The sequence below is a fragment of the Nostoc sp. DedQUE09 genome, from assembly GCF_034530915.1.
Lineage (GTDB): Bacteria > Cyanobacteriota > Cyanobacteriia > Cyanobacteriales > Nostocaceae > Nostoc.
The window spans coordinates 29707-45381 of sequence record NZ_JAVRCE010000012.1 but is presented as its reverse complement, the minus strand read 5'-3'; the positions used below and the strand labels follow the sequence as shown (position 1 = coordinate 45381).

The window sequence follows — 15675 nt, the reverse complement described above, 5'->3', positions numbered from 1 at the left end:
GGAAAAAGTGCCTTTTTTTGACACTTAAATTTTGCGCTCTGGACTAGGGGCCCAGTTGCGCGTATGCTTTCACAGAGCCAGTTTAGTTAGCTTATCTAACTGGAGTTGGCCCCAATAGTTTTTCTAGAATCTGCCTGCTTAGAGCATCAACTTGTTGCTCTAAGGTACGAAAAGCTTCTTGCTTTTGTTGTTCTATTTCAACAGAAGCTTGTTCTCGTTGAGACTGAGCTTCTTTTTGGGCTTCAGCAATTTTCTCGGCAGTAATTTTCTTAGCTTCAAGTTGAGCGGCTTCTACGGTAGCTTGCGATTGTCTGCGAGCGTCTGCGAGTTGTTGCTCATATTCGGTAGCCAAGCGCTCGGCTTTAGCCAAGCTCTCCCGCGCCTCAAGGGTATTCGTTCGGATATAACTATCGCGATCGTCTAATACCTTGGTCAGTGGCTTATAGAAAATTGCATTCAACAAAGCTGCTAGTAGCAGGAATTGCAATGCCATGAAGGGCAAGGTAGCATCGAAATCAAACATTTGTCTCCTCTTTGGCTGGAGTAGCAGTTTTCATGGCTAGCAACGTCATCCAACCTTTCGTATTTTAGAGACCCATAGCCAACAAGGGTCAACTGAACATTAGAAATATTACGATACCCAAAAGATTTTGATTGTAGAGGCGTGATGGTTCACGTCTCCACACTCACAAAAATTTCAGGTATTAGCCGAAGGGGTTAGCAAACAGTAATACCAGGGCAATTACTAGACCATAGATAGTCAAGGATTCCATGAATGCCAAGGTTAATAGCAGAGTACCGCGAATTTTTCCTTCTGCTTCAGGTTGACGAGCAATACCTTCTACTGCTTGTCCAGCAGCGTTTCCTTGACCAATACCAGGGCCAATTGCAGCTAAACCAATCGCTAAAGCAGCAGCGAGAACTGAAGCAGCCTGAACTAATGGATCCATGTTGATTTTCCTTGCTTTGATTACAAAACTACAAAAGTACGTTAACAATTAACAAACGTGGTTTTCACGCTGCACATGAGTTCTTTGATCGCTCTTTGCGATGTTTTGAGCGAATATGCTCTTGGAACTGTGCTATCAACTGAGAAGCTTAACAGTTATCAGTTATCAGTTATCAGTTGTCAGTTTCGCCGCACCCTTGATAACTGTTGACTGTTGACTGGTTTAATGCTCCTCATGTTCATCTCCGCCATGCCCCTCCATTGCCTCATGAATGTATGCTCCGGCTAGGGTGGCAAAAACCAGGGCTTGAATGGCACTGGTAAATAAACCCAAGGCCATTACAGGCAGAGGTACAAATAGAGGAACTAGCAGCACCAGCACCGCTACTACCAATTCATCCGCCAAAATATTACCAAATAGCCGGAAGCTTAGGGAGAGGGGCTTAGTGAAATCTTCAAGAATTGCGATCGGCAACAAAACAGGTGTTGGCTCTATATATTTCTTAAAGTAGCCTAAACCCCGTTTGCTAAAACCTGCGTAAAAGTACGCTAAGGAGGTCAGCAATGCCAATGCGACAGTCGTATTGATGTCATTGGTGGGAGCAGCTAATTCGCCTGAAGGCAGCTTGATGAGCTTCCAGGGAATTAGTGCGCCTGACCAATTCGATACGAAAATAAACAGGAACAGTGTGCCAATAAATGGCACCCAAGGGCGGTACTCTTTCTCACCAAGTTGGTTTTTTGCCAAATCACGAATAAATTCTAAGGCGTATTCCATCAAATTCTGGATGCCCTTGGGAATTCTTTGTGCGTTGCGAGTAGCAGCTATTGAAGCCACTACTAGAATACTAATCACAAACCATGAGGTAAGAAAAACTTGCCCATGAATTTTAAGATTGCCCAACTGCCAGTAGAAATGATGTCCTACTTCTAATTCGGCGAGGGGAAAAGAATTAAAGGCGTTTAAGACACTAAGCATTTGCATTCTTCAAGCATTTTCCCCAACGAGCGAGGATGGGATTACTATCTTTAGTGAGCCTGACTTTTTAAGAATCAGGAATGAACGCAATTTGCACCATATAGACGAAGAGGGTGGCTTTGTAAGTTAGAAATCCCAAAAAAATGGGCAAAATCTGTAGCTCACGCCATTGAGTTGCCACGATCATCACTCCAATAAACAGAGCAAAACGAGTTTTGCTCAGACTGGTTTTCTGACTACCAAGCTGCTCAACGTCTCTAGCCAACATTTTTAAGTAAACCACACCTGTACACGCCCCAATTAAATAATTTAGGGCAATGTTTAAGGAATAAAAAATCCACACAGAGATAAAAATAACCCCCGTCAAGACAAGCGTGATTACCAACAATCGCTGGAAGAGTTCATGGAACTCTTGCATGGAGTTACCTGATTCTGTGCCTCCAGAACCAGTTTTAGCATCTTGTTGCGTTGTCGGAGTGGGCGCAATTGATTCGTCTGACAAGCTCACGGGACTTGAAACCAGTACAGTTAAATATGATGACTGCACATTCAGTCAGCTGAATCATATCATGATGCGGTAACAATACTTTAGGAAAAAACAATTAACTTCTTGTCAACATCAGAGAGTAAGTACCGACAGATTAAAGCCTACAGTAGTTTTACCAAGTCCGCCGAGGTGGGCTTGGTGAAAAGTAAGGGTTTTATAGGATATTGATAAATCGAGGGCAGGCAAGATGCCTACCCCACATGAGTTTTGGGTTGAATATACCTCTCGATTAAATTATCTTGGCAGTCCGCAGACCGAACAGCAATCCTACAGATAAGCCAAAGAATAAACCCAAGAAGACGATATAAGATACAATTGCAAACATTTATTGCTCTCCAGAATACTTCCTAAATCTATTGAATCATTAGTTGTTGGGTATTGGGCATTGGGCATGGGGCATGAGGGTAGAGGATAAATACTTACAACTTCTTTGCTGCTTGCCTGCTTCTTACCAATGCCCTATGCCCATTTCCTAGATTGCGATACAATACAGCCCACGGACGCTTGTTTGGGGTTGGGCAATGACTTCTGTAATTAATGTAAATCTACCAGAGCAGTCTTATGAGATTGCGATAACTTCGTTGAGCTACGCTAACGCACCTTCGAGTTTAGATCAACTGGGTCAACACATGGCCAGTCTCAATCTAGGCAAGAAGGTACTGCTAGTTTCTAATCCGACGATTTTTAAGTATTTTGGCGAAAGAGCAATTACATCCCTAAAATCTGCTGGATTTGAAGTTGCTAGTTGTACTTTACCACCTGGTGAACGCTATAAAACCCTCAATTCCATTCAAAAACTCTACGATGTAGCCTTAGAAAACCGCCTAGAACGTTCTTCTACGATGGTGGCTTTGGGCGGAGGTGTAATTGGGGATATGACTGGCTTTGCAGCTGCAACTTGGCTACGTGGTATTAATGTTGTCCAAGTGCCTACCTCTTTGTTGGCGATGGTAGATTCGGCAATTGGTGGCAAAACTGGCGTGAATCATCCCCACGGTAAAAACTTAATTGGGGCATTCCATCAACCGCGTTTGGTTTTGATTGACCCAGATGTGTTAAAAACTCTACCTATGCGCGAGTTTCGGGCAGGAATGGCAGAAGTTATTAAGTACGGAGTGATTTGGGATGCCGAATTGTTTGCCCAGTTAGAAGCAAGTAAACGCCTCGACCAACTCCGCTATGTAAAACCTGACTTAATAACAAACATATTAATGCGCTCTTGTCAAGCAAAAGCTGATGTTGTTGGCAAAGATGAGAAAGAAGGCGGATTACGCGCAATTCTCAACTATGGACACACCATTGGTCATACAGTGGAAAGTTTGACTGGTTATCGTTTAGTAAATCATGGTGAAGCGGTGGCTATTGGTATGGTAGCAGCCGGTCAAATTGCTGTGGATTTAGGACTGTGGCAAAAGGAAGACACAGAACGTCAAAATGCTTTAATTCAAAAAGCGGGTTTACCGACTCAGTTACCAGATGGGGTAGATATTGAAGCAATTATTGAGGCGTTGCAATTAGATAAGAAAGTCCAAGCCGGCAAAGTTCGGTTTGTTTTACCAACAGAGATTGGTGTAGTAACAATTACTGATGAAGTGCCATCGGATATTATTCGGCAAGTGTTGCGAGGAATGTAAACACTTTGAAGAAGAATTCAGGAGTCAGAATAAAAGTTAGTTGCTCTGTCCTTCAATTACGAATTAATGAGCCATGGTACTCCAAGCCAAAAATCAATTAACTTTGCAAGAGTTCTTGAATCTTCCACTAGGCGAGGGAGATATCACCTACGAACTTATTGATGGTCAAGCAAGTCCTAAGATACAAGCAAAAAAATTCCACTCGAAACTTACCCGTGCCCTTCTCAATTTAATTGAGCAATGCTGTGAGGCAAAAGGAGAAGTTTGCCCAGAATTAGCTATCGCATTAACTTGTCGAGGACGAGATTGGATGCCAATACCTAATATTTTATATATTTCTAATGAACGTTTACCCCTTGATTGGGAGTAAGAAGGAATATGTTCTATTCCTCCTGATTTGGTGATTGAGATTATTTCACCAGGGCAAACCTTTGGACAAATGGCGGCTAAAGCCAAAGACTATTTGGATGCTAAGGTGCTACGGGTGTGGGTATTAGATAGTAAAGCCAGAAGCATTACTGTTTTTTATCCAGATGCAGCACCACAAACTTATATGGGAGAAGAACTACTTACAGATTCTTTGTTTGAAGGACTGCAATTTACTGTTGAACAGGTGTTTTAAAAGGCGAAAATTCCATTCACTACTGAATAGCACAATTCTCTTGCTTTAAACATCCATCAAAATTTAAAGTCATGGAAGGTTTGCCTAACTTTAACCAGTTGCTTGGGCAACTTATCTGGTTAATTTAGATGGTAGCTGTATTTACGCTGTACTGTACTAATAGTTTAGCTGATTAATCATCCATTTGTAGGAGGTAATTAGTAAAGGAATAAGTGTAATTTATTTATAATCAGACCAACACTAATATGCTTGGAAGCTGTATTCACTCAAAAAATATATCAACTATGTTAAACCTAATAATCACCGGATGTATAAAAATAAAACCTTTGGTGCTTTCAACAACTTTTTTACTGGCTGTACAGACTTCTGCCAATGCTGAACAAGCATTTCCTAGTTTGACTCCAAGACAAGCTCAACATTTATCGCGTGACTTGGTTCCATATAATTCTCAAGAATTTTTTAGACAAGGAAAAGATTCAATTGAGAGAGAAATTCAAATTCTTAATCAAAGGCAACAGCGCCCAATTAAACCTATTCTTAAGATTGATTCGGTACCGCAAAGCAAAAAACCACATACTCAACAAAAACCCCAACCTCTTATCTAAGCGAGAATCATCACCCTTCTATGGCTCCTGCTAGTGCTGTTAATTCTTAAGCTGTAGCACATAAGCTATATATCTATGCATCACAACCACTATGCTTTGCTTGTGGTTAACAGAGGTTTTGTATTTTCAATAAATTTTGTTGCAAAATTTTACAATCTTATTCGTCTAGCAAACTCATTAACGCTTGAATTTCAACGTCTTGCTCTTGCGGCTCTGATAATTGAGACTGTAGCTTTAATAATTGACTCTGTAATTCTTCTGCTACATGAAGCATCTCAGACTCTTGGGCAATTTTTAGCTGATTTTCTTTAATTTTGATTTGTTTAAGCAAGTTATTTTCAACATGAATTGAGTTGTAATGTTGAGCAATCATAGCTTTACATTTATTATCAATCTATGGAGTGCGATTTAATTTTCTATCTATGTATTATTCCACACTTTTGTCATTTTTTAAATATCTGGTGATTTAATCTTGATTGTTCATAGTTTTTAGCCTGTTCTGCTCTCAAAATTTTGCAAATATTGACTTAAGGGACTTTCAGCTAAACAACATCTCATATTGAGGGCGCACATTGGTGTCCCTCTAATACAAATGTACGAATAATTTGGGATAATTTCTTTTTTATAAGTTTTTAATCAGAGAAGTTGCAATGCAAGATACTCGTGAGGGCGTATAGCGAGCTGTGCCAGTTTACCTTTGTAGCATATCTATATTTTTATGGGTTTTTACAAAAATGGAAATCATGAGATAAAATTATTTGACTTGGAGCAATGTTTTAGACAACATACATTAACTTGTCTGTTGATTTTCCAAGTCTTGTAGATATATTAAATATTCTTGTTGTGAACAGTATGGATTTAAAGTTTATCAAGAAAAAGATGTATTTTTTTATAAAAATTATTTCTACAGTGCTTATAACAAGCGCAATTGGATTAGAATCGTGGAATATTTATGCAGTAATAACTAATATTAATGTGCCCAGCAGCCTTAATCCAATTTTTTGGATTGAGCGTTTTGCCATGATGAGCCATTTTATTGAGAGCATTATAGCAGCTTTTTATGCACCTTCAAGACAAAAGATACCAATAAAATATGCAACTTATACTTTTTTTGTCGGCACAATTGGGTTATTAGAACTATTTGGTCAACAGGATGACTATTGACGCTTCTACGCCTTGAAGGTATGGGTTTTTGGATTAGATTGGTTAGTAAAATTATGCGATCGCACCCTAAGTACAATACATTATTAAGTTATTAAATATACTCTAGCAGACCAAATTCAGCTATGGGGTTTCCCAATCAATGTAAGTAACTAATAAATCTGGCACTCAGAAGGGAGTATAGTTTGTATAGTTAGCTTTTTGCTGAAATTTTAGTTTGACACTAAGGAATTAAAAAATGTCTACTGATACTGACATAGTTACTTACGTTGAAGAAAGTGAATTTGATGTTGTTTTAAATGGAAGTGAAGAGAAAGTTGTTGTTGTTGATTTTACTGCTACTTGGTGTGGCCCCTGTCGCTTAGTTAGTCCGTTAATGGATCAACTTGCTGAAGAATACAAAGGTCGCGCTAAAGTCGTTAAGGTAGACGTTGACAGCAATAAGCCCATTTTCAAAAAATTCGGTCTTCGCAGTATTCCAGCAGTTTTAATTTTCAAAGATGGTATTTTAGCAGAAACTATAGTAGGGGTTTCTCCTTACGAAGACTTTAGTAATGCTGTTCAGAAGCTTCTTTAGATAATTCGTAATTCGTAATTCGTAATTCGTAGATAGCATCATTAAGAATTACGAATTATTTTCAAGATTACTTTTTCGCCTATAATGCGCTTGCAGTAAACCACTTGGATATTGTTTTGAGTTAATCAGCTCCAATTTTTCTTCAGGGGTAGGTGGTGGGAAAAGATATATACCGCCACCTAAGATAGTTGGAATAATTGAAATAATATATTCGTCAATCAAGCTGTGCTGAAGAAACGAATTGATTAATTTTCCGCCACCAACTAGCCAGATATTTTTAAAACCTTGAGCCTCTATATTAGCTAACGCCTGTTTTACTGGGTCAGAAATAAACACAACGTCCTCACGATCAGATTGGAGATGACGCTGGGTGAATACAAAAGATTTTTTTTCTGGATAAGGCCATCGATCAAAACCCAGCCCTACTTCATACGTCTTGCTACCTAAGACGATCGCATCAATCGATTCGTAAAAATCAGTGTAACCGTAGTCTTCATCTTCTGTATCAAGGAGGGATAGCCAATCAATTCCGCCATCGCTGCGAGCAATGTAGCCATCCAAACTAGCTGCAATGTAGAGTGTAACTTTTGTCATTGTGCTTGTGAATTTGGTAGTTTTCACTCAATGAGTTCAAGCGATGCCTGTGGCAACGCGAAGCGCGATCGCAGGCTTATTTTTTATACAGCATTTTAGCCCTTGATGGTTTATATGACAAAAGAGCAATCGCTTACCTAATTACTTAGGTTTTTTGATTATGCGATTTAAACCGACCTGTAATAAATTCTCGCTGAGATAAATGCTTCGTATTGCGTTTGGTAACTCGTTCTCGCCACATCTTGAAACTAGATTCTTTCATTTCGCGCCTCATTATGGCGATTACCTGTTTCTCCAGTAGCCCAAACTAAGCCTCAATAGCATCAAAAGATGTTCTATCTTCCCATGCCATTTCAATGATGCGATCTATGGTTTCCGAATCTAGGTTAGGGAGCTTCATTTTTTTGTTAGCAATTAGTAAATCTGAGCTATGTATCTATATATTTTACTTTTCGTTTTGAAGAACCATTGTGTCTGCTGCACCCAGTTGCAGAGCATAAAGGTTGGCATAAACACCTTGCTGATTAACGAGTTCGGCGTGAGTACCTTGTTCTACAATTTGTCCCTGCTGAATTACTAAAACCTGATCTGCCTGCGTAACTGTACTGAGGCGGTGGGCAATTACAAAACTAGTACGACCTTGAAGCAAACGAGCGATCGCACTTTGTACTAGTGCTTCTGTGCGGGTGTCAATACTGCTGGTGGCTTCATCAAGAATCAGAATTTGGGGATTAATTAATACCGCACGAGCAATACTGATTAGTTGTCGCTGTCCTTGGCTCAGAGGCGCTCCCCGTTCACCTAATTGAGTTGTATAACCCTGTGGTAGTGAAGTAATGAACTCATGCACATTTGCCAGTTGTGCAGCCGCTTCGATATCAGCTTGGGTGGCGTAAGGAGCGCCAAAAGCTATATTTTCGGCAACAGTACCAGTGAACAAAATATTATCTTGCAGGACAATACCAATTTGACGGCGCAGACTTGCTTGAGTCACGCTACGCACATCAATATTATCAATTTTCACCGCACCGCTTGATACATCATAGAAGCGCAAAATCAAGTTAATAATTGTACTTTTTCCTGAACCGGTTGGCCCGACTAATGCAACCATCTGTCCTGGATAGGCGTGTAAATTCACGCCTTTGAGAACCAGTTGATCTGGATTGTAGCCAAATTTGACATTCTCGAATGTCACCTCACCTTGAATGGGCGGCATTTCTGTGGCATCGGGTGCATCTTTGAGTACTGATGGTTCATCTAATAGTAGAAATATTCGCTCTAATCCGGCGAAAGCAGATTGAGCTTGAGTATAAAACTGACTAAGAATTTGGATAGGGCGGAAGAACTGCTGGACATAAAGTAAAAAGGATGTCACTACACCTACTGTTACAACTCCTGTTACCGCCAGATAACCGCCATAGGCTAGTACGCCTGCGGTTGCTAATGTGTTGAGAAAATCGATCGAGGGTAAAAAAGCTGAAGTAATTGCCACAGCCTCAACGTTGGCATCTCTATTGGCGGCGTTAAGAACGTCGAATTCTTTGATATTCATCTGTACGCGATTAAATGCTTGCGCTTCTCGCACGCTGCCAATATCTTCTTCTAACTTGGCAGAAAGCTCCCCAATAGTTTGTCGGGTGACGCGAAATCTGACTCTTGCCCAACGTGCAAATAAACTTGTGGTAAAAATCATCAGTGGCACAACTAGATTGCTCAATAAACCAAGTTGCAGGTTGATTGAGAGCATGGCAATTACAATGCCCACCAAACTGAAAGTATTGCCCAGCATTTGGGCGATCGTCAGTCCAAATGCTTGATTCACGGTGTTGACATCATTGAGCAATCGGCTCATTAAATCGCCTGCTTCGCTGCGATCGAAAAAGCTGAGTGGCAGACTTTGGATTTTAATGAAAATATCTTGCCTCAATTGAGCCAGCAATCGCTGCATAATCCAGCCGACTCGAATAATTTGACCCCGAATTGCTAAAACACTAAGTCCATAGTTCAGCCCTAGTAGTCCTAACAACAGCAGCAGTCCTTGCAAATTACCTTGTGCAATCAGATGATCGATCGACCAGCCGAGAAAGAATGGCCCAACGGCCTGAGTTATGGCACCAATTAATACTAATGTCAGGGCGATGGGAATTTCTTTGCGATAAAGTAGTACGTATTGTAAAAAGCGCCGCAGGGTGGAAAGTTGCTGACTCGCGTTTTCCTCAGATGCAACAACGGGAACAGTGCCTCTCATTTTTTCTCCTTCGGCTTTACCTGAGATTCCAAAATCACACCGTAGAGTGGACTGGTTTGCATCAATTCTTCGTGAGTGCCTTGTGCTACCAAACGTCCTTTATCCATGAGAAAAATGCGGTCGGCATTTTTCACGGTGCTAATACGTTGAGCTACTACAAAGGTTGTACAAGCTTTTTGACGCATTAAGCCATCTAGTTCGGCTTGAATTTGGGCAGCAGTTTTGGCATCTACAGCCGAGGTACTATCGTCCAAAATCAGAATGCTGTAATCGGTTAGTAAGGTACGAGCGATCGCAATTCGCTGCTTTTGTCCACCAGATAAACCCACGCCTCGTTCACCCACAATCGTCTCGTAGCCATCGGCTAGACCGCTAATAAAATCGTGCATTTGGGCGGTTTTCGCAACTTCAATCACTTGCTCTAAGGTGGCATCAGGTTTGGCATAGGCAATATTTTCGCGGATTGTGCCAGAAAAGAGGGTGGTTTCCTGAAAGACAATACCAATATGCGATCTGAGGCTTTTGAGTGTGAAACTTTTTATATCTCGTCCATCAATGCGAACTGCTCCCTTGGTGACATCGTAAAAGCGGGGAATCAAGTTCATAATTGTGCTTTTTCCCGAACCAGTCATTCCGAGAACGGCGATTAGCTCGTTAGGCTTGGTTTCAAAGGATACTTCTTTGAGAGTTTCGCTTGTCGCTCCGGGATAGCGAAAGGAAACATTTTCAAAGGTAATTCTACCACCACAGGTGTCAAAGGGTACAGCACCGGGGCGATCGCGAATTTCTACCTCTGCATCTACAACTTCGTAGACACGTTCGGCGGAAGCTGCTGCTTGAGCGATCGCGGGTGCGGCAAATCCAATCAACAAAATCGGTTGGAGAATCAACGCTAGGTAGGAGTTAAACGCCACCAGTTCGCCAATGGAAAATCTGCGCCCAATCACCTGCGCTCCCCCGTAGGCGAAAACTGCCAGTGTTACCAAATTACTCAGCAAGAATATCAAGGGGAAGGTATCGCGGATGGCGCTAATGGTCTTCATGTTTGCCTTGACTAGGCCATCATTGAGAGTTGTGTAACGCGACCTTTCGGTTGACTCCCGCACAAAGGCTTTTACTACGCGAATTCCTAGCAAGTTCTCTTGCAATATAGCATTGAGGTTGCTCAGTTGCTCTTGTACTTGCCGAAAAAGTTTGTTATTTCGGCTGACGAATCGTGCCATTAACCATGCGGTTATTGGCACTGCTGTTAGGCTAATCAGTGCTAATTGCCAGTTCATCACCAGCAAAACCACCGAAATACTCACCAATGTCACAACTGAACTGACGACCTGAATTAAACTAGTACCAACAAAGGTACGAATTTGTTCAATGTCGCTGGTGACACGGGTTAGTAGTTGGGAAGTCTGCGCCTGGTCATGAAAGCTGAAACTGAGATTTTGAATTTTGCTGAAAATTTTGTTTCGCAGGTCATAAGCAACACCCTGAGACGCTGCTTCTGCTAAATAGCTTTGTCCAAAGTTAAATACACCACGAGCGATCGCCGCGACTACCATCCAGGCGGCGCTATATAGCACAATTTGGAGATTTTTTGGCGCGATTCCCTCATCAATTCCCCACCGAAATAGTTGTGGAGTGAGTGCGTTTGCGATCGTCAACAGCAACAGGCTGACCAATGCTCCAAGCGAAGTCCATCGGTAAGTGCTTAAACTTTTAAGTACGCGCTGGGTTGCCTTTATCGACGAATTTTCCTGGAGTTCTGGTTGCTGAACCACTACAATTGACCCCTGTATCTTTGGAAAATTATCGTACTTTGATTGTAAAAAAACAATTAGCCATTAGAGAGTGGCGAATGTGAGATTATAGAGCAACTCTCCTATTCGCGGTGAAAATTCCGAGTTTTGGGACAGTGGTATCCGAGAATACCTGCTTGGCAAGCACTGCGGCTAATCAATTTCAATACCGAAGAAAACCAAAGAACAAGAATAATGGCTCAAAATTTTCATAGCAATTCCCAGCTTCCCTTAGATATTTCATCTGCTATCAGTCGCACAGCAAAGCCAAGTTCTGAGTTCTACTCTCTTTTTTCTGAAGAAGAAGTTTCAGGGATAATTCATGCATTAGAAGTCAGACGAGAAGTCCCTCTCAAGTATTCTTATAAAGGGAGAGGTGCAAAAATTTGGAACGATTTTTATCTGAAACACGCTATTCCTAGATGGTATGGAAGAGCAAATGTAGAAATTGACCTTTTAAAAGAAAATTTTAAATACCTGAATAGTAATATAAAAGCTGGCGATAGAGTAAATATTATAGACGTTGGTGCAGGTAATTCATATCCAGTTAAAAAGTTTATCTGCAAACTAAATCAATTAAAAAAGGTTAATAAATATATTGCTTTAGATATTAGCGAAGAATTGCTTCATGTCTCCAAAAGTAATTTCAAAAAATGGTTTCCATTAATCGATTTTCTCAGTTCCACAATTGATATAGAAAGTAGTTGTGTACCCAAAAGTTTATTCCAAAATCAAGCTAGCCTTGAAATTGACGACACAGCCAAAATATTTTTACACTTAGGAGTTACCATTGGAAATCATCAAAATAGAGATCAGGTGTTCAAAAACTTTAGAGATAGCATGGGAAAAAATGATCTTTTAGTATTTACTAATGAAACTGGTTCTAACTCAACATGGGATGGAGTAGTTAGAGGTGGCTGCAAGTATCATGTAGAAGAAGTATATGAATGGGTTCAAAAGAAGATTGGGATAAAATCTGAAGATTGCGAACTAGTCAGAAAATATGATTTAAAAACAGATAGTATTGTTGCTAATCTGAAACTACGTCATGATTACACTATAAATTTTAGTCGAATGGGTGTAGATAAAAATATTGAAATCTCTAAAGGTGAAGAGATTACTATTTGGCGACATCACAAGTATGAAATACCTAAACTATTGCAAGAGCTAGAACGTTCTGGACTACAACTTATTCACTATACTACTAACAAATACAAATCACATATTATGGTGATTTGTAAAGTTGCCAGTAACTAAGCTTTTCAATTAGACTTGCTCTGCGATCTCCAAAACAGTAAGTCTACAGCAAATTGGATATTACTCAATACGCTTGAGTTAGTGCCACAAACCTTAAACTGCATAGCTTGGAGAGTTAAGATTCAAAGCCTCTCTCCTTTTAGGAGAGAGGTCAGGTATATTGCATACAAATGAGACGCACTATAACGAAAATTTTTCCGATCCGTATCTAATGTGGTATTAAATATTTCTGATGATGCTAAAAAATCAGTTTAACTTGCTTTGGTATCAATTAAATATACATCAAACGTGGTCTAGGCTCAGGAACTGGACGCCCCAAATCTTTAGCAGTTTCTATCCATTCTTGCACAACTAATTCTACATTATGCAGTGCTTCTTGATAAGTATCACCGTCAGCAGCACAGCCTGATAACTCTGGAACTTCAGCAATAAAAGCTCGATCTAATTCACTCCAGTAGAGAATAATTTCATACCGAAACATCGTTTTTACTTCCTAGCTTATATTTGAGAATCACTGCCCGAACTTGTTTAATTTGATAACTTTTGGCTTTTCCTTTTTTATGTTGCAGGTTCAATATCTCCTCAACATCAGCTTTGACAAAAATACGATGATCGCCACGAATCCGTTCTTCAAAGCCTAATGTATATAAAAGTTGCCACAGTTGGGCGAAAGGGATATCTGTATCAGAAGTCCCAGAGAGAATTTTGTCTAAGAGTTTGTCTTGCTGACTCACGTTTTTCTGACTGCTTTAATGTTTCTATAGTCTCATATTTATTTAAAATCAGGGTATCCAAAAGCAAATCTATAATTTTGCTCCTGAGTTAGAACATCCCTGATGACAATGACTAGTCCAGTTATAGGGCAAACTTTAGGCTTGGATACTGCTCTGCTAATTGACTTGATTTTAAATAATACTAATTATTTGGATGTTACAGATAATTTCTTTGAAGCGATATTTTGCAGTGAGTTTAATTTTGTAACATCAGTTGCGCCTCTAGTAAAGTGTATTATTTATCTTGACGAATGATGCTCATCTATCCTTGATACTGGGGTTAATAGCTTTAATATCGGCTCAATTTATACTTTTACGACTTTTCTAGAATCCTTTAGCATAGCCTTCTATAGGAAAGTATCGCCAATTTATCAGTGATGTAGGCAACTACAGAGGACAAATTATTGAGATTGCTCATATCATAATGCTGAGGTATAAATCCATCTCACTCAATATTGATATTTAGTAAAAAATATTACACAGCTATGAAAAACCAACTTCTGGGTGCAGTTGCATTTTTAACCACGATTAGTTTGACAACGACCGTACAAGCGGCTAATTCTGAACATGTTAAACAGTTATTAGCAACCAAACAATGTCAAAACTGTGATTTGACAAGTGCAGGTTTAGTGATGGCTGACTTATCTGGAGCCAATTTGAGCGGTGCTAATCTCACAGGTGCTAACCTCAGCCGTGCAAACTTGAGCGGTGCAGATTTGCGGGGTGCAAACTTAAGTGGCGCGAGTTTATTTGGCGTTAACCTGAGCGAAGCTAAATTTAATGGGGCAAATTTGACGGGTGCTGATTTGAGAAATACTTATTTAGCAAATGCAGAACTAACTGGCGCTTACTTAAATGGGACTAACTTCCAAGGTGCAGTTGCGATACCATCACAAATTGCTTCACCAGCAGATTTTTATGCTTTGGGTATAGCAGAAGGGCAAAAAGGCAACCAACAGCAAGCAATCAGTTATTTTAATCAAGCGATCGCAATTAAACCAGAATATGCGGATGCTTATCTTGCTCGTGGTGTCGCTCGTTACCAAGTATTAGATAGACAAGGGGCATTCCAAGATGCTCAAGTTGCCCAAAAATTGTTTACATCCCAAAACAACAGTACTGGAACCCTAACAGCCCAAGCTTTTATAAAAGAACTGCAAACACCCGTCAATGAGAAGGTAAGTACTGGTAAGCCCAACTTCGTTGACTTTTTGGGAAGTATTGGCTCAGTCTTGCTCCAGTTCTTCCCTTTTTAAAGGAGATAATAACAGTTGACAAATGACAAATGACAAATGACTTTATCTAACGAATTATGGGCAGCAAATCAAGACTTAGCCCAAGCTTGCCTAGAACATCCTTTCGTTCAAGGTATCGGCGATGGTACTCTTGAGCGAGCTAAATTTGCTTACTACGTAGGGCAAGATGCTTTTTTCTTAGAAGCTTTTGCCCGTGCCTATAGTATCGCCGCAGCTAAAGCACCAGACTGGTTAGGTTTCACCACATTTCATCATTTAGCTAGTGGAGTTTTAGAAGAACTACGGTTGCATAGTGCCTATGCTTCAGAGTGGGGAGTCAATTTGTATGCTGTAGAACCTGCATCTGCCACCCGCCGCTATACTGATTTTTTGTTAGCAACTGCTTGGAGCAAAGATGTGGGTTTAACTGCTGCGGCGATGTCTCCTTGTATGCGTTTGTATGCCTTTTTAGGAGAAAAATTGGCTTGTAACGGTATTTCTAATCATCAATATGCAGACTGGATTCGTACTTATAGCAGCGCAGATTTTCAGCCACTAACACAACAATTAGAAAATTTGGTTGACAATTATGCCGCTACTGATTCTGTTGTGCATTCAACTTATCGTTATGCGATGTTTTGTGAACGCGACTTTTTTCAAGCTGCGTGGATGTTCAGTTGAGCAAATTCATATCTAGCGAC

19 protein-coding genes and 2 pseudogenes are annotated in these 15675 nt (G+C 40.3%); 9 read left to right on the top strand and 12 right to left on the bottom strand.

Annotated elements, in window-relative coordinates:
• Positions 1-91: 91 nt before the first annotated feature.
• From RMY27_RS10160 to petL, 5 genes are all read right to left on the bottom strand, one after another.
• Positions 92-523 (bottom strand): F0F1 ATP synthase subunit B', encoded by a 432-nt coding sequence (locus RMY27_RS10160; RefSeq protein WP_190894666.1) that lies wholly within the window; start codon positions 521-523, stop codon positions 92-94.
• A gap of 181 nt (positions 524-704) precedes the next feature.
• Positions 705-950: an ATP synthase F0 subunit C gene (gene atpE / locus RMY27_RS10155; protein WP_012411162.1), complete on the bottom strand. Its 246-nt coding sequence runs from the start codon at positions 948-950 to the stop codon at positions 705-707.
• A 222-nt stretch (positions 951-1172) separates the two neighbouring features.
• Positions 1173-1934: a F0F1 ATP synthase subunit A gene (atpB, locus tag RMY27_RS10150; protein ID WP_175586935.1), complete on the bottom strand. Its 762-nt coding sequence runs from the start codon at positions 1932-1934 to the stop codon at positions 1173-1175.
• A 61-nt stretch (positions 1935-1995) separates the two neighbouring features.
• Positions 1996-2436, bottom strand: a complete 441-nt coding sequence (locus RMY27_RS10145; protein ID WP_322662783.1) for an ATP synthase subunit I — start codon at positions 2434-2436, stop codon at positions 1996-1998.
• Positions 2437-2704: 268 nt separating this feature from the next.
• Positions 2705-2800 (bottom strand): cytochrome b6-f complex subunit PetL, encoded by a 96-nt coding sequence (petL, locus tag RMY27_RS10140; protein WP_099101760.1) that lies wholly within the window; start codon positions 2798-2800, stop codon positions 2705-2707.
• A gap of 196 nt (positions 2801-2996) precedes the next feature.
• On the opposite strand from petL, the gene aroB reads away from it, so the two are divergent.
• The 3 genes and pseudogenes from aroB to RMY27_RS10125 all read left to right on the top strand — a co-directional run bounded on the left by aroB (position 2997) and on the right by RMY27_RS10125 (position 5336).
• Positions 2997-4109, top strand: coding sequence for a 3-dehydroquinate synthase (gene aroB / locus RMY27_RS10135; protein WP_322662780.1), 1113 nt, complete (start codon positions 2997-2999; stop codon positions 4107-4109).
• A 73-nt stretch (positions 4110-4182) separates the two neighbouring features.
• Positions 4183-4731 (top strand): annotated as a pseudogene (locus RMY27_RS10130) (Uma2 family endonuclease).
• 284 nt (positions 4732-5015) lie between these two features.
• Positions 5016-5336 carry a hypothetical protein gene (locus RMY27_RS10125; protein ID WP_322662779.1) on the top strand — a complete coding sequence of 107 codons (321 nt, stop codon included), beginning with the start codon at positions 5016-5018 and terminating at the stop codon, positions 5334-5336.
• Between the two features lie 157 nt (positions 5337-5493).
• Here RMY27_RS10125 and RMY27_RS10120 read toward each other — a convergent pair whose 3' ends face one another.
• Entirely contained in the window at positions 5494-5709 is a 216-nt protein-coding gene (locus tag RMY27_RS10120; RefSeq protein WP_322662778.1) for a hypothetical protein, read from the bottom strand.
• A gap of 479 nt (positions 5710-6188) precedes the next feature.
• On the opposite strand from RMY27_RS10120, the gene RMY27_RS10115 reads away from it, so the two are divergent.
• Both RMY27_RS10115 and trxA read left to right on the top strand, forming a co-directional pair.
• The gene (locus RMY27_RS10115) at positions 6189-6500 is read left to right on the top strand and encodes a hypothetical protein (RefSeq protein WP_322662945.1); all 312 of its coding nucleotides are present in this window, start codon (positions 6189-6191) and stop codon (positions 6498-6500) included.
• A 235-nt stretch (positions 6501-6735) separates the two neighbouring features.
• Complete coding sequence (trxA, locus tag RMY27_RS10110) at positions 6736-7074, top strand: thioredoxin (protein WP_289795041.1); 339 nt, start codon at positions 6736-6738, stop codon at positions 7072-7074.
• Between the two features lie 48 nt (positions 7075-7122).
• On the opposite strand, the gene RMY27_RS10105 is transcribed toward trxA, so the two are convergent.
• The 4 genes and pseudogenes from RMY27_RS10105 to RMY27_RS10090 all read right to left on the bottom strand — a co-directional run bounded on the left by RMY27_RS10105 (position 7123) and on the right by RMY27_RS10090 (position 11691).
• Positions 7123-7668, bottom strand: coding sequence for a dihydrofolate reductase family protein (locus RMY27_RS10105; RefSeq protein WP_322662776.1), 546 nt, complete (start codon positions 7666-7668; stop codon positions 7123-7125).
• A 145-nt stretch (positions 7669-7813) separates the two neighbouring features.
• Positions 7814-8068, bottom strand: a pseudogene (locus RMY27_RS10100) (TIGR03643 family protein).
• A gap of 45 nt (positions 8069-8113) precedes the next feature.
• The gene (locus tag RMY27_RS10095) at positions 8114-9916 is read right to left on the bottom strand and encodes an ABC transporter ATP-binding protein (protein WP_322662774.1); all 1803 of its coding nucleotides are present in this window, start codon (positions 9914-9916) and stop codon (positions 8114-8116) included.
• A complete protein-coding gene (locus RMY27_RS10090; RefSeq protein WP_322662772.1) occupies positions 9913-11691 on the bottom strand; it encodes an ABC transporter ATP-binding protein in 1779 nt (592 codons plus the stop codon). Before RMY27_RS10090 ends, RMY27_RS10095 begins: the two co-directional genes overlap by 4 nt.
• 213 nt (positions 11692-11904) lie before the next feature.
• Between RMY27_RS10090 and RMY27_RS10085 the strand changes: the two genes are divergently transcribed.
• Positions 11905-12966, top strand: coding sequence for an L-histidine N(alpha)-methyltransferase (locus RMY27_RS10085; RefSeq protein WP_322662770.1), 1062 nt, complete (start codon positions 11905-11907; stop codon positions 12964-12966).
• Between the two features lie 271 nt (positions 12967-13237).
• Here the strand turns inward: RMY27_RS10085 and RMY27_RS10080 are convergent, their stop codons facing one another.
• A complete protein-coding gene (locus RMY27_RS10080; RefSeq protein ID WP_322662768.1) occupies positions 13238-13447 on the bottom strand; it encodes a type II toxin-antitoxin system HicB family antitoxin in 210 nt (69 codons plus the stop codon).
• On the bottom strand, positions 13434-13700 hold the full coding sequence (locus RMY27_RS10075) for a type II toxin-antitoxin system HicA family toxin (RefSeq protein ID WP_292703480.1): 267 nt from the start codon (positions 13698-13700) through the stop codon (positions 13434-13436). Before RMY27_RS10075 ends, RMY27_RS10080 begins: the two co-directional genes overlap by 14 nt.
• Positions 13701-13808: 108 nt before the next feature.
• Between RMY27_RS10075 and RMY27_RS10070 the strand changes: the two genes are divergently transcribed.
• From RMY27_RS10070 to RMY27_RS10060, 3 genes are all read left to right on the top strand, one after another.
• A complete protein-coding gene (locus RMY27_RS10070) occupies positions 13809-13994 on the top strand; it encodes a hypothetical protein (protein WP_322662765.1) in 186 nt (61 codons plus the stop codon).
• 230 nt (positions 13995-14224) lie between these two features.
• A complete protein-coding gene (locus tag RMY27_RS10065) occupies positions 14225-14995 on the top strand; it encodes a pentapeptide repeat-containing protein (RefSeq protein WP_322662764.1) in 771 nt (256 codons plus the stop codon).
• 36 nt (positions 14996-15031) lie between these two features.
• The gene (locus tag RMY27_RS10060) at positions 15032-15655 is read left to right on the top strand and encodes a TenA family protein (protein ID WP_322662762.1); all 624 of its coding nucleotides are present in this window, start codon (positions 15032-15034) and stop codon (positions 15653-15655) included.
• Positions 15656-15675: the final 20 nt, after the last annotated feature.

Coding starts and splice junctions, on each gene's coding strand:
- atpE (WP_012411162.1), bottom strand. CDS start 950: ATGGATCCATTAGTTCAGGCTGCTTCAGTTCTCGCTGCTGCTTTAGCG.
- aroB (WP_322662780.1), top strand. CDS start 2,997: ATGACTTCTGTAATTAATGTAAATCTACCAGAGCAGTCTTATGAGATT.
- RMY27_RS10160 (WP_190894666.1), bottom strand. CDS start 523: ATGTTTGATTTCGATGCTACCTTGCCCTTCATGGCATTGCAATTCCTG.
- RMY27_RS10115 (WP_322662945.1), top strand. CDS start 6,189: ATGGATTTAAAGTTTATCAAGAAAAAGATGTATTTTTTTATAAAAATT.
- RMY27_RS10060 (WP_322662762.1), top strand. CDS start 15,032: ATGACTTTATCTAACGAATTATGGGCAGCAAATCAAGACTTAGCCCAA.
- trxA (WP_289795041.1), top strand. CDS start 6,736: ATGTCTACTGATACTGACATAGTTACTTACGTTGAAGAAAGTGAATTT.
- RMY27_RS10120 (WP_322662778.1), bottom strand. CDS start 5,709: ATGATTGCTCAACATTACAACTCAATTCATGTTGAAAATAACTTGCTT.
- RMY27_RS10105 (WP_322662776.1), bottom strand. CDS start 7,668: ATGACAAAAGTTACACTCTACATTGCAGCTAGTTTGGATGGCTACATT.
- RMY27_RS10065 (WP_322662764.1), top strand. CDS start 14,225: ATGAAAAACCAACTTCTGGGTGCAGTTGCATTTTTAACCACGATTAGT.
- RMY27_RS10095 (WP_322662774.1), bottom strand. CDS start 9,916: ATGAGAGGCACTGTTCCCGTTGTTGCATCTGAGGAAAACGCGAGTCAG.
- RMY27_RS10125 (WP_322662779.1), top strand. CDS start 5,016: ATGTTAAACCTAATAATCACCGGATGTATAAAAATAAAACCTTTGGTG.
- atpB (WP_175586935.1), bottom strand. CDS start 1,934: ATGCAAATGCTTAGTGTCTTAAACGCCTTTAATTCTTTTCCCCTCGCC.
- RMY27_RS10070 (WP_322662765.1), top strand. CDS start 13,809: ATGACTAGTCCAGTTATAGGGCAAACTTTAGGCTTGGATACTGCTCTG.
- RMY27_RS10085 (WP_322662770.1), top strand. CDS start 11,905: ATGGCTCAAAATTTTCATAGCAATTCCCAGCTTCCCTTAGATATTTCA.
- petL (WP_099101760.1), bottom strand. CDS start 2,800: ATGTTTGCAATTGTATCTTATATCGTCTTCTTGGGTTTATTCTTTGGC.
- RMY27_RS10080 (WP_322662768.1), bottom strand. CDS start 13,447: ATGTTTCGGTATGAAATTATTCTCTACTGGAGTGAATTAGATCGAGCT.